This is a genomic window from Aeromonas sp. 2HA2 (genome assembly GCF_029237345.1).
Classification (GTDB): domain Bacteria; phylum Pseudomonadota; class Gammaproteobacteria; order Enterobacterales; family Aeromonadaceae; genus Aeromonas; species Aeromonas salmonicida.
Map to the genome: position 1 here is coordinate 151,862 of NZ_JAACGB010000011.1, position 13,201 is coordinate 165,062.

10 protein-coding genes are annotated in these 13,201 nt (G+C 58.2%); 4 read left to right on the forward strand and 6 right to left on the reverse strand.

The window, feature by feature from the left end:
* Window positions 1–40 precede the first annotated feature (40 nt).
* From GWQ29_RS15255 to GWQ29_RS15275, 5 genes are all read right to left on the reverse strand, one after another.
* Window positions 41–2,593, reverse strand: a complete 2,553-nt coding sequence (locus GWQ29_RS15255; protein WP_275919773.1) for a TRAP transporter permease — start codon at window positions 2,591–2,593, stop codon at window positions 41–43.
* 103 nt (window positions 2,594–2,696) lie between these two features.
* A complete protein-coding gene (locus GWQ29_RS15260; protein ID WP_159165166.1) occupies window positions 2,697–3,668 on the reverse strand; it encodes a TAXI family TRAP transporter solute-binding subunit in 972 nt (323 codons plus the stop codon).
* Between the two features lie 416 nt (window positions 3,669–4,084).
* Window positions 4,085–6,226: a S9 family peptidase gene (locus tag GWQ29_RS15265; RefSeq protein ID WP_275919774.1), complete on the reverse strand. Its 2,142-nt coding sequence runs from the start codon at window positions 6,224–6,226 to the stop codon at window positions 4,085–4,087.
* 234 nt (window positions 6,227–6,460) lie between these two features.
* The gene (locus GWQ29_RS15270) at window positions 6,461–6,892 is read right to left on the reverse strand and encodes a DUF411 domain-containing protein (RefSeq protein WP_021140157.1); all 432 of its coding nucleotides are present in this window, start codon (window positions 6,890–6,892) and stop codon (window positions 6,461–6,463) included.
* Between the two features lie 49 nt (window positions 6,893–6,941).
* On the reverse strand, window positions 6,942–7,265 hold the full coding sequence (locus tag GWQ29_RS15275) for a hypothetical protein (protein WP_275919775.1): 324 nt from the start codon (window positions 7,263–7,265) through the stop codon (window positions 6,942–6,944).
* A 261-nt stretch (window positions 7,266–7,526) separates the two neighbouring features.
* Between GWQ29_RS15275 and GWQ29_RS15280 the strand changes: the two genes are divergently transcribed.
* From GWQ29_RS15280 to GWQ29_RS15295, 4 genes are all read left to right on the forward strand, one after another.
* Window positions 7,527–8,126 (forward strand): NAD(P)H-dependent oxidoreductase, encoded by a 600-nt coding sequence (locus GWQ29_RS15280; protein WP_096117690.1) that lies wholly within the window; start codon window positions 7,527–7,529, stop codon window positions 8,124–8,126.
* A 64-nt stretch (window positions 8,127–8,190) separates the two neighbouring features.
* Window positions 8,191–10,047 (forward strand): glutathione-regulated potassium-efflux system protein KefC, encoded by a 1,857-nt coding sequence (gene kefC, locus GWQ29_RS15285; RefSeq protein ID WP_021140154.1) that lies wholly within the window; start codon window positions 8,191–8,193, stop codon window positions 10,045–10,047.
* Window positions 10,044–10,430 (forward strand): SirB2 family protein, encoded by a 387-nt coding sequence (locus GWQ29_RS15290; RefSeq protein WP_275919776.1) that lies wholly within the window; start codon window positions 10,044–10,046, stop codon window positions 10,428–10,430. The genes kefC and GWQ29_RS15290 overlap by 4 nt, the downstream gene beginning before the upstream one ends.
* A 297-nt stretch (window positions 10,431–10,727) precedes the next feature.
* Entirely contained in the window at window positions 10,728–11,714 is a 987-nt protein-coding gene (locus GWQ29_RS15295) for a WYL domain-containing protein (RefSeq protein ID WP_005316508.1), read from the forward strand.
* A 1,086-nt stretch (window positions 11,715–12,800) separates the two neighbouring features.
* On the opposite strand, the gene GWQ29_RS15300 is transcribed toward GWQ29_RS15295, so the two are convergent.
* Window positions 12,801–13,201, reverse strand: a 401-nt coding sequence (locus tag GWQ29_RS15300; RefSeq protein ID WP_275919777.1) for an IS3 family transposase, incomplete at its 5' end; no start/stop codon positions are given.

Sequence of the window (13,201 nt, forward strand, 5' to 3'; positions counted from 1 at the left end):
AAAAACGGCGCCTTGATGGCGCCGTTTTTATTGGCATTTTTTATTGGCGAACCGCACGTCGCCGTTGCAGCCAGACGATCAGCCCGAACAGCAGGAAGCCCGGGAACCACATCAGCTCTTTACGCCAGCGCTCGGTAGGCGCCTTGACGGAGAGGATCTCCTGGTCAAACTCAAGCCCCATGGTGGCAGCCGGGCTACCAAAGGCCACGCTGTCGATCAGGGTCTTGCCATCCTGCTCATAGATCGTCAGACCCAGGTTCGCCAACCGCTCGTCGCCATTTGCACCATCCGGCACTGCGACCAGCAGGGTGGATTGACGGGGCTTGCCTACCATATCCTCACCCTTGAGCCGCAACCTTAATGTGCTCTGCGCTTCTACCTCCCCCATGGTCTGGGCAAGCTGTGCTGGCGGTGTACTGCGATAAGGATCGTGCACCATGTCCATCCAGAACCCCGGACGGAACAGGGTGAAAGCCACCAGCAGCAGCAAGATGCTCTCGTACCAGCGGTTCTTCACCAGGAACCAGCCCTGGGTCGCGGCGGCGAAGATCAGCATGGCAATGGTCGCCACCACGAAGATCAGCACGCCGTGGGCGAAGTCCACGTCGATCAGCAGCAGATCCGTGTTGAAGATGAACAGGAAGGGCAGTGCCGCGGTGCGCAGACTGTAGTAGAAAGCCGTGATACCGGTTTTGATGGGATCGCCCTTGGAAACGGCAGCCGCTGCAAACGAGGCCAGACCCACAGGTGGCGTCACGTCCGCCATGATGCCGAAGTAGAACACGAACAGATGCACGGCTATGAGCGGCACTATCAGGCCGTTCTGCTGGCCAAGCGTCACCACCACCGGCGCCAGCAAGCTGGATACCACTATGTAGTTGGCGGTGGTGGGCAACCCCATGCCGAGGATCAGGCTCAGCAGGGCGGTGAGCAGCAGCATCAGCAGCAGGTTGCCCATGGAGAGGAACTCCACCAGATCCGCCAGCACCAGGCCAACCCCGGTCTGGGAGACGGCACCGACTATGATCCCCGCCGTGGCGGTGGCAATGCCGATGCCGATCATGTTGCGGGCACCGGCGACCAGCCCTTCCCGCAGATCCACCATGCCATCGAGCAGCGAGCCGTAGTCATGCTTGCCATCGGTACGCAGCCAGTTGAGCAGCGGCCGCTGGGTCAGCAAAATGATGACCAGCATGACGGTGCCCCAAAAGGCCGACAAACCAGGCGAGAGGCGCTCCACCATCAGACACCACACCAGTACCACCACGGGCAGCAGGAAATGCAGACCGGAGAGCAGCACGGCGCGGGTGTTGGGCAACTTGATCAGCGGCTTGTCGGGATCCTCCGCTGCCAATGGTTCATTGCTGGCCGCTATCTTGAGCAGACCCACATAAGCGGCAGCCAGCAGCAATGAAATCCCTGGCAAGGCATAATCACCCAGCGCGGGCTTGAGCCAACCGAGGCCATAGTAGACTGCCAGCGACAGGCCACTGATGAGGGCCGCGCCGAAGGCAAAGCCGGTCAAACGACGCAGCCAGGGCTTGGGTTGATGGCCGCCGATAGGCTGCATATCGAGCTTGAGCGCTTCCAGATGCACTATGTAGAGCAGCGCTATATAGGAGATGGCGGCCGGCAGGAAGGCATGCTTGATGATATCCACATAAGGGATGCCCACGTACTCCACCATCAGGAAGGCCGCGGCCCCCATCACGGGGGGCATGATCTGGCCGTTGACCGAGGAAGCCACTTCCACCGCCCCCGCCTTCTCGGCACTGAAGCCCACCTTCTTCATCATGGGGATGGTGAAGGTGCCAGTGGTGACCACGTTGGCGATGGACGACCCCGAGATGAGGCCGGTCAGGCCGGAGGCTACGACGGCCGCCTTGGCCGGGCCGCCGCGCAGGTGACCAAGCAGGCTGAAAGCGAGCTGGATAAAGTAGTGACCGGCACCGGCCCGCTCCAGCAGGGCGCCGAACAGCACGAACAGGAACACGAAGCTGGTCGACACGCCGAGCGCTATGCCAAACACCCCTTCGGTGGTGATCCACTGGTGGTTGGCCAGGGCGGTGAAGCTCACGCCGCGGTGAGCCAGCAGACCCGGCATCCAGGGGCCAGCCAGGCTGTATACGAGGAACAGCAGGGCAATGACCGCCAGGGCTGGGCCCAGAGCACGCCGTGCCGCTTCCAGCAGCAAGGGGATGCCGATACAGGCCGTGATCAGATCAGAGGTGGTGAGGCTGCCCGGACGCAGGGCCAGCGCTTCATACATCACAAACAGGTAAGAGGCCGCACCGGCTGCAATCAGCCCCAGCGCCATGTCGCTGAGCGGGACTCTGTCCCGGGGAGAGCGTCGAAATGCCGGAAACACCAGATAGGCCAGCAACAGGGCAAAAGTGAGGTGAATAGCACGGGTTTCGGTGTCATTGAGTACGCCAAAACCCAGCATGAAGGGCAGTGGCGAGGCAATCCAGAGCTGGAACAGGGACCAGACCAGCGCCAGGGCGGTAATGAGCCAGCCCATGATGCCGAGCGGCAGACGAGCGCCCACATCTTGGGCGATCAGTTCCTCGGTAGAGAGTTGTGTATCTTGCATAGGGTTAACTTGTGCCAACGAGTACAACAAAAACGACACCCGCCGCCGCAAACAGCGCAGCCAACGGGTGTCGAGGGAGTGACAAAGGCCCTTGGGCCCTCAATCAGAGCCAGCCGCGCTCTTTGTAGTAGCGAGCAGCCCCTTCATGCAGCGGTGCAGAGAGCCCTACCTTGATCATGTCGGCCTCTTTCAGGTCGGCAAAGGCAGGGTGCAGGCGCTTGAAGCGATCCAGGTTGTCAAAGACAGACTTCACCAGCTGATAGACCACTTCCGGATCGGCCTTGGCGCTGGTGGAGAGCACAGCCTTGCCACCGATGGACGGGGTCGGCTGGTCGCTGCCCTTGTAGAGGCCACCCGGGATCTCGGCCTTGGTGTAGTAGCTCTTCTCTGCCAACAGCTTGTCGATGGCCTCGCCGGTCACCGGCACCAGCACGGCATCCGTGGTGGTGGAAGCTTCCTGGATGGCGCCGTTCGGGTGACCAACGAAGTAGCTCATGGCGTCGATGTTGTTGTCACCCAGTGCAGAAGCCTGCTCCGCCGGTTTCAGCTCGGAAACCAGCGCGAAGTCACCCTTCTTCCAGCCCTTGACCGCCATGATCTCTTCCATGGTGTCACGCTGACCCGAGCCCGGGTTGCCGATGTTGACGCGCTTGCCCTTCAGATCGTCAAAGCTGGCGATCTTGGCATCGCGACGAGCCAGAATGGTGAACACCTCGCTCTGCAGGGAGAAGACGGCACGGATATCATCCATGGCCCCTTCGGTCTGGAAAGGGGGCAGCCCTTTCATCGCCTTGAACTGGTGGTCAGACTGCATGATGCCGAAGTTGAATTCACCGCTGCGGATGCCGTTGACGTTGGCAACACCGCCACCACTGGCGGGCGCGTTGCACTTGATCTGATGATCGGCAGCGCCGCGATTGAGGAAACGACAGATAGACTGGCCTGCCACATAGTAGACGCCAGTCTGGCCGCCGGTGCCTATGGTCACGAAGCGCTCCTGCGCCTGTACCTGGCCGCCAAACGAAACACCGACCAGAGCCGCCGACAGGGCGCACGCCAAGGATAATCCTTTCATGTTTTCCATCCTTTTCATTGATTTATCTCATCCGATTCCCGGATGAATGTACGACAACACCCTGTTCTGCGCTGGGCTTGCCTAACTTGCCTCATGCAATAAAAGGGTTGGGCTGCGATGCCTTTCCCAAAAAATCACCCTCATCCTGCGGTGAGTCAACCGGCTTCGTGCCAGTTGAAGATAATTTGGCCCCTGAGGGGCCAAAGAAAAAGTTATAAGCACTCCGATTAAGCACATTAAGCCAACACAAATCAAACAAAATGGCAAAATCCCGGAATTAAATCTCGAAAACTATGACGCTGATCATTCATTTTCCTACCAAAGATTAATTCCATCTGCTACCTGATGGAAGCAATAAAAAGCGATGACGGATTCTTTTGTAACCCTTGCAGGGCAAGGGCCTGTGTCATCTTGTCTCAGCTGCCGGCTTGGGCCAGATCCAGAATAAACGCGAATTCCAGCGCTATGTCTTCGTACGCCTTGAAGCGACCGGATTTGCCACCGTGGCCAGCATCCATGTCGGTATTCAGCAACAACTTGTTATCATCCGTCTTCATCTCGCGCAGCTTGGCGACCCACTTGGCAGGCTCCCAATACTGTACCTGGGAGTCGTGCAGACCCGTGGTGACCAGCAGATTGGGATAGGCCTGTGCCTTGACCTGATCGTAAGGGCTATAAGCCTTCATGTAGTCGTAGTAACGCTTCTGGTTCGGGTTGCCCCACTCGTCGTACTCCCCCGTGGTGAGGGGGATCGACTCATCCAGCATGGTAGTGACCACATCCACGAACGGTACCTGGGCGACCACGCCGCGATAAAGCTGGGGAGCCTGGTTGATAACGGCCCCCATCAGCAGGCCACCGGCACTGCCGCCCATGGCATAGACCTGATCTTTGGCGCCATACCCTTGCGCAACCAGCCCATCGGTGACGTCGATGAAGTCGTTGAAGGTATTCTGTTTTTTCAGCAGCTTGCCATCTTCATACCAGTGGCGGCCCAGCTCCTCGCCACCCCGGATATGGGCGATGGCATAGACGAAGCCTCTGTCCAGCAGGCTCAGACGTGCGGTGCTGAAGTCGGGATCCATGCTGGCACCGTAAGAGCCGTAGCCGTACACCAGCAGCGGGTTGTGGCCGTTTTTCTTGAACTTGTCCTTGCGATAGACCAGTGACACCGGCACGGACATGCCGTCACGGGCCGTGATCCAGAGTCTCTCACTGGCATACAGTTGTGCTTTGAAGCCCGCCACCGGCTGCTGCTTGAGCAGGGTGCGCTTGCCGCTCGTCATATCCAGCTCATAGGTGGAGGAGGGCGTAGTCATGGAAGAGTAGCCATAGCGCAGGGCGCTGGTATCCGGCTCCGGGTTGTAGGCAAGCCAGGTGACATAGGCGGGATCGTCGAAGGCGATCTCCTTCTCCTCGCCGCTCTGCCAGTTGATCTGGCGCAGCCGGGTCAGGCCCTGGTTGCGCTCCTCAAGTACCAGCCACTCCTTGAACAGGGCATAGCTCTCCAGCAGTACGTCCGGATTGGGAGCTATCACAGATTTCCAGCGATCGACCGGGCTCTCTTTGGTCTCGTACAAGCCGAAGTTCTTGCCGTCCTTGTTGGAACGGACATAGAAGCGGCCGCGGTAGTGATCCAGGCTGTATTCGTGATCCACCTGACGGGGCAAGAACAGACGCGGCGCCTGGGTCGGCACGTTGGCGTCGATGAGACGCGCCTCGCCCGTTGTGGTGCTGGAAAGGGCGATGACGATGAAGTCTTCCGAGGTGGTGGCATAGAGGCTGACGTAGAAGGTGTCGTCTTTTTCCTCATACACCAGGGTGTCTTTCGCCGGATCCGAGCCAAGCTCGTGGCGATAGACCTGATAAGGGAGCAGTGTCTTGGGATGCTTGCGCACGTAGAACACCGTCTTGCTGTCGTTGGCCCATACCAGGTTGCCGGAGGTATTTTCCAACTTGTCGCTGGCCCACTGGCCACTCTCCAGATCGAGGAACTGGATCTGGTACTGACGACGAGAGAGGAAATCTTCCGCCACCGCCAGCCAGCGGTTGTTGCGGCTCACTTCCAGGGCGCCCAGAGCGTAGAACTCGTGCCCTTCGGCGCGCTGGTTGCTGTCGAGCATCACATCGGCGTGCTTCTCCCCGACCCGGGTGCGGGAGTAGATGCCGTACTCCTTGCCCGGCTCATAACGGGTCTGGTAACGGTAGCCATTCTTCACATAGGGCACCGACTCATCCTGCTGGGGAATGCGGGCCACCATCTCTTTGTAGAGTTGATCGCGCAGCGGCTGGGTGGGCTTGAGCATGGCATCGGTATAGGCGTTTTCAGCCTTGAGGTAGGCCAGCACCTCGGGATTCTGGCGCTCGTCATCCCGCAGCCAGTAGTAGTTGTCGACCCGGGCATCCCCGTGTTTTTTGATGGTATGAGGATGTTTGGCGGCCACGGGAGGCTGGATCAGGGGGTCACTTGTGGGCATGGCGGACTCATCATTGGCATATGAACAGGGGACCGCGGCCAGACAAGCCAGCAGCAGAAGCCCTCGGGAAAAGGTGAACATCTCGCATCCTTTGCGCTTTAAAAGGGTTGGCAAACCTGAGCCTTGGCTCCTTGGTGTGGCCAACAATCTGCCCCTTGTCGCCCCCAGTTGCAAGTTATCAGCGCAAAACCCGCCAGAACACGTAAAAGGGCCACTGTCTCGCGACAGTGGCCCTCAAACCTGACCATGAGCGACACGGATTCGCTCAGGTGTGCCTCACATGATGGAGTTATGTCTGCTCATGACCAGTTTGCGTCAGCCGGGATAGCTCGACCAGGTCTTGGTCGCGCCCTCATGACTGATGCTCAGCACCTGATAGGGCTGACCCGGTATATCCATGCCTGGCGCACTCTGGGGCATGCCCGGAATGGTCAGGCCGCGGATCGCCGGTTTTTCCTTGAGCAGCTTCTGCACGTCGGCAGCGGGTACATGTCCCTCCACCACATAGCCATTGACCACACCCGTGTGGCAGGACGCCAGCTGCGGAGTGATGCCGTACTGCTGCTTGATGGGTTCAAGCTGCTCGGTTTCGACGACCTTGACCTCAAAGCCGTTCTCTTCCATGTGCTTGATCCAGGTCTTGCAGCAGCCGCAATACTGGGACTTGTAGACAGTCATCCGCTCCGCAGCCAGGGCGGAGAAGCTGACACTGCCGGCCAGCAGGGCCAGTAACAGGGACTTGTACATGACTCACCTCGGATAAGAAGAAATACCCAAAAAAATGGGGAAACTCGACTCAACCGGGATGACGGGGAGGACGCTCCAGCCGCTCGGGCGGCGCATCCGGCGTATACAGGGAAGGGGACATAAACTCAGGCCTGTCAGGCTCCAGCACGGCCACCGTCAGGCTGTCGCTGGTGAGCACCGTCATGGCGAGCGCCGCTGTAAAGCTGCCACACGGCATGGCCTTCTCCAGGGTTCGCTCGCTCTGGCTGCAATGGGGGGTCAGTGTACAGAGATCGGTCGCCGCCCGGCTGCCAAACGACATCAGCACCATCAGCAGACTCCACAAGGGGAGCCAGCGGCGGGCGCGAGCGAGTTGGCGACGGGTCAGAACCATGACATGACTCATTAAGCAGAAGAGCCCTATGGTAACCTCTGGCCCAGGGGGAGGGTCAAGCCCTCCCCTCTATGGTTCGCGGGATGTAAGTAGTCTGGCGGGGCGCGATTCACCCACGGATCCCCGCGTCCGGCGTAACGGGACCTGATCCCGGAACTGGCGGGCCATGGCACTTCTTGATAACGTCACCGCTCAATGCATCTTCTTTTCGCCAGTACTGGTTTTTGCCAGTACCAGGCTCAGTCTTCAGGTTATGACCCCATGAAACGCATTCTAGTTATCTTTTCACACCCGGCCCTGCAGAGCTCAAGAGCCAACAAGCAGCTGTTGCAGGCTATCGAAGAGCTGGAGGGCGTCACAGTTCATGACCTCTATCAGCACTACCCGGACATGTTCATCAATGTAAAACAGGAACAGGCCCTGCTGTCGGAACACGATATCATCGTCTTTCAACACCCCTTCTACTGGTACTCCTGCCCCGCCATCATGAAGGAGTGGATGGACCTGGTGCTGGAATACGGCTATGCCTACGGTCCCGAGGCCCATGCCCTCAATGGCAAGCAGTGGCTGAGTGCCATCACCACGGGTGGCGCCCCAGAGTCCTATTGCAGCGCAGGCTACAACAGCCGCCCACTGCTCGACTTTTTGCTGCCGTTCCAGCAAACGGCACAACTGTGCGGCATGACCTGGCTGCCCCCGTTCGTGCTCCACTCCTTTCACAAGATCAAGGATCCGGAGGCATTGCGCCGCTGTGGCCAGGATTATCGCCAGCTGTTGTGTGCCCTGCGCGACGAGCAACTGACCCCCGACCAGCTCGCGGGGCAATCTTATCTGCGAGATCTGCTGGAGGTGCTCTCATGAAACACTGTCAGCTATTTGGCCGACCCCATGAGCCTGACCAGACGTTTAAACGGAGGGCGGGCTGATGGGTCACGGATTACTGTTTGATGCGCTTATCTACCTCTCGGCGGCGGTGATCGCCGTGCCGCTGGCCAAACGCTGGGGGCTGGGTTCTGTGCTTGGCTACCTGCTGGCGGGCATCATCATAGGTCCCTTTCTGCTGGGGCTGGTGGGGGAGCAGAAGGATGTGATGCACTTCGCCGAGTTCGGGGTAGTGCTGATGCTGTTTCTGGTCGGGCTGGAGCTGCGCCCTGCCCTCTTGTGGCAGCTGAAGGGGCCCATACTCGGCACTGGCGGCCTGCAGGTGCTGCTCACCACAGGTGCCCTGACTGGCGTGGCATATCTCATCGGACTGCCCTGGCAGCAGGGACTGGCCATCGGCCTCATCCTGGCGCTCTCCTCCACAGCCATAGTGTTGCAGAGCCTGCAGGAGCGCAAACTGATGCAGAGCGAAAGCGGTCGATCCGCCTTTGCGGTGCTGTTGTTTCAGGACATTGCCGTCATTCCCATACTGGCGATCCTGCCGCTGCTCGCCATAGCACCGGTGGCCAGCAATGGCAGTGCGGAGCTGGCTGGCTGGCAACACGGCCTGCTGGTGGTCGCGGCCATCTCCGGCATAGTGCTGGGCGGCCACTACCTGATGCGGCCGGTGTTTCGCGCCATCGCCCAGTCCCACATGCGGGAGATCTTCGTCGCCGCCGCCCTGCTGCTGGTGATCGCCATCGCTGTGCTGATGGAGTCTGTGGGGCTCTCCCCTGCCCTTGGCTCCTTCCTCGCCGGCGTGGTGCTGGCCGACAGCGAATATCGCCACGAACTGGAGGCGGACATAGAGCCGTTCAAGGGCTTGCTGCTCGGCCTCTTCTTCATGTCGGTGGGCGCCGGCATCAACTTCAGCCTGTTTGCCGAACACCCCTTTCTCATCCCGGCGCTGGTGATCGGCCTGATGGCATTGAAATGGCTGGTGCTGATGGCGCTCGGCTTTGTCATTCGTATCTCGCCCAATCAGCGCTGGACCTTCGGGCTGGCGCTGGCACAGGGTGGGGAGTTTGCCTTCGTGCTCTTCTCGTTTGCCTCCCAGAACAAGGTGCTGCCTGGCGACACCATCTCGCTGCTCACCCTGGTGGTGGCCCTCTCCATGGCGCTGACGCCGCTCTTGCTGATCCTCAACGATCGGGTGATCCAGCCCTGGTTCGATTACCGTACCCACAGCGATTCGCCGCAGCACGAGCAACCTGAATTGGTGGAGCACCCCGTCATCATCGCCGGCTTCGGCCGCTTCGGCCAGATAGTGGGGCGCCTGCTGCACGGCCACGGCATAGGCACAACCATACTGGAGCAGGACGCCAGTCAGATAGAGATGCTGCGCAGGTACGGCTATCAGGTGTTCTACGGCGACGCCAGCCGGCTCGATCTGCTGCATGCCGCCGGCGCCCACAAGGCAAAACTGCTGGTACTCTCCATCAATGACCCGGCCACCTCGCTTGAGGTGATTGAAATGGTGAAGAAACACTTCCCGCACCTTAAGATACTGGCGCGTGCCCAAGACAGACCCCATGCTCACGAGATCCTGCGCCACGGCGTGGACAGCGTGCATCGGGAAACCCTGGGTTCCGCTGTGGATCTGGGGGTGGAAGCGCTGACCCAGCTGGGATTTCGAGCCAACCAGGCCTGGCGGGCGGGACAGACCTTCAAACAACACGACAACTGGTTGCTGCGGGAGCAGGCCAATTACCTGGACGACGAACACACCTACATCAACAAGAGCCTGCAATACAGGGACATCCTTTCCGATCTGTTGCAAGACGATCAGGAAGGACAAGAGCGTATTCACGCTCACAACTGGAACAGCGGTCTGCCCGACAACGACAAGGAAGCAATATGATTGCCTATTACCCTCTGCTCAAACACCTGCACATGACCCTCGCCATCGTCAGCCTGCTGCTGTTTGTCTATCGCTGGATGCTCTCTCTCAATGCCAGCGCGCGTCTACAACAGCGCTGGCTGAAGATAGCGCCCCACGTCAACGACACCTTCTTGCTGCTGTTCGGGGTGCTGCTGGCTGTCACGTTGCAGATGAGCCCGAGCCAGCAACCCTGGCTGATGGCCAAGCTGATCGCCCTGGTGGTCTACATAGGGCTCGGTGTCATGGCGTTAAAACGGCCTGCTCGCAGCCAGAAGCTTATGGCGGGTGTCGCCGCGCTGGCGGTGTTTGGCTATATGGTGGGGGCCGCCATGACCATGTCGGCCTGGTCCTGGTTGGCCTGACAAGAATGTCCATCTGGTGGGGGGAAGCCATTCCCTCCACATCATCTTCTGCCCTTTAACGTGATTTCTATTTTTTTCTTCTCCCTAAAAACCGCAAGACAGCACTTTAATTTGCGATTTGTTCATCAATTAAAAGCCTCAATTGCAACCCGCCAAAACAGTAATCATATTTAATATCATGTAGTTAATGACGTTTGTATGAAAATGGCGACAGTTGTCGCAGCAAAACTTGCGACATAGACTGTCGCATGCCATGGCTAGGATACACTCAACGCTAAACCAGTGAAGGCATGCACCATGAGTAAGAAGCTGTTACGACAACTGACCTTGGCGCGTTGCATCCCGCACCGCCCTTACAAGCTGACCGCCAGCCAACTTCAGGTAAAACTGGAAGAGGAAGGTATCCATGTCAGTCTGCGTACCGTGCAACGGGACCTGGAAGAGATGTCCGGCATGGGGTTGTTCGACCTCACCTCGGATGAGCGCAGCAAACCCCACGGCTGGTGCTTTGAGCGCCATGGCCTCAACGACTTCGCCAATATCATGCCGCTGTCGCTGGCAGTGGCCCTGAAAACCTGGAGTGATCAGGCAAGCCAACTGCTACCGGCAAGTGTGCTGACCGAATTGAATCCGCTGATCGACAAGGCCAGCCAGGTGATCCGCGACAGCCAGAGCGAACTGGCCGAACGCTGGCTCGAGAGCGTGCATCAGTCACCGCGTCCGTTTGCCGGCAACCCGGAGATCCGTCGCAGCACCCTGATCCGCGATGCCCTCTGGCGTGGTCGCAAGTTCAGCGCCGAGATACAGCGCGTCATCAAGGAGCGTACTGTATGGCTCTGCTATGACCGCATCAATCCGCTCGGCATCCTGAATCAGGCCGATGGTCCGACCCTGCTCTGTACTTTGTCCGAGCTGGATCCCAAGGTATACGGCATCCCGTTCGATCACATCAAGGGCGTGGAACTGACCAACTTCAGCGCAACCCAGCCGAAGGATTTCAATATCCAGAAGCTGATCCGTGACCAGGGCTACCAGGACGTCAGCGGTCCAATCCGCTTTGTCGGTCGCATTGATGCAAACTGCCCGACACTGGTCGATGGCCAGATCCCGGGCCACAACCCACGCATGACTCGCTATGACAAGCGCAGTGTGGTGGTGGAGACCGAAGTCCAGGACACCCCTGAATTTCGCACCTGGCTCAATAACATGAGCGGCAACCTGGAAGTGCTGGCGCCAGAGTCACTGCGCAAGGCATACCCGACACCAGGCAGCCGGGTTAGCTAATCCCAAAAAGCCGAGCTCAGCCTCGGCTTTTTGTATTCTTTTCAAGCATATCTATTCAACTAATTTTGAACCCTTACCTGCTAAATTGAGTCGTTTTGTACCATCGTTTTCCCCCTGTTTTTGCGTGTGAGAGATCCGCCATAGTCGCTGTAAGAGGCCACTGTGTTGCACCGTACGCGAAGCTATCTTTGAATCCATGCGCTTTCCAATGAAACAAACTAACATATTGATTATTATCTATTTATCTTGTTAATGATTGGATTTAATCAAGCTGACTCATGCCGATAACCACCCAAGCTCCCTTGTTACTCTGTGCGCTTCCCTTAATATGGGTATCACAAGGACGAAGCTGGTTCGGCAGGATGCAGGAACAGCGCATAAACAGGGAATAATCCACAGGACGTGGTCAGGGATACCTCAGGATGAGGCAGGTAACCGGGAAGGTTATCAAACGGATTGAACAGGACACCACAGGATGTGGTTGCGGACACCTAGGGATGAGGCAGAGCAGTAGGGATTACCGCTCTTCAGGAAGAACGGACCTCGCCGGATGCGAGCAGGACAGCTTCAGGATGAAGCGAGATAGCCAGGATGGTTATCTGTCAGGACTGCGCAAGGAACACCACAGGATGTGGTAAGGGACACCTCCAGGATGGAGAGAGTGCCGCAATCAGGAACGATTGCCAGACCAGGATGGTCACAGGACACCTCAACGGATTGGGAAGGGGATATTCCGAAGGATCAGGATAAAGTCAGGGATCGCAGGGAGCATTGCAGTTCATGGACTGGACTAGATGACTTGAGGGGACGGCAACTGCCGTCCCCTTTTCTTTATGTGCACATTCTCAAGCCTCCTGTTGGCTCTTTCACGCAGACCAACGCCTCCGGCCCCTTACATCACACTTTGTATTTCCCCATTGCTTGAGCGCTTTTGAACCGAGCCACCACCTTGCATAACAGGGCAAGATATCCATCCAGCTGGTGATGCAATGGCAATCTGCTAAAGCTCAAAGCTAGCTACTCCGTGGCCAGGAACACAAAAGACCTTCCCAAGCAGGAAGGCCTTGTTGAATCGCCCCGGGTTTTCTAGACACTCTGTTGTTGAACATTGAACTGCTTTTCAAACTCTACCGGCGACAGCCCATCATTGGAACCATGGCGCCGGATTGGGTTGTAAAACATTTCGATATAATCAAATACGTCGCTGCGGGCTTCGTCTCTTGTCGAGTAAATCCTACGCTTTCTCCGCTCCCGTTTGAGTAACTGAAAGAAGCTCTCGGCGACAGCGTTGTCGTGGTAGTTGCCACGTCGGCTCATACTGCAATTCAGGTTGTGAGCCTTCAGAAAGTCCTGCCATTCCCCACCGGTAAACTGGCTGCCCTGATCCGAATGCACCAGTACCGCCTGCTTGGGCTTGCGCCGCCAGACGGCCATCAATAACGCATCAACCGCCAAGTCTGCCGTCATACGTGGCCTCATCGCCCAAC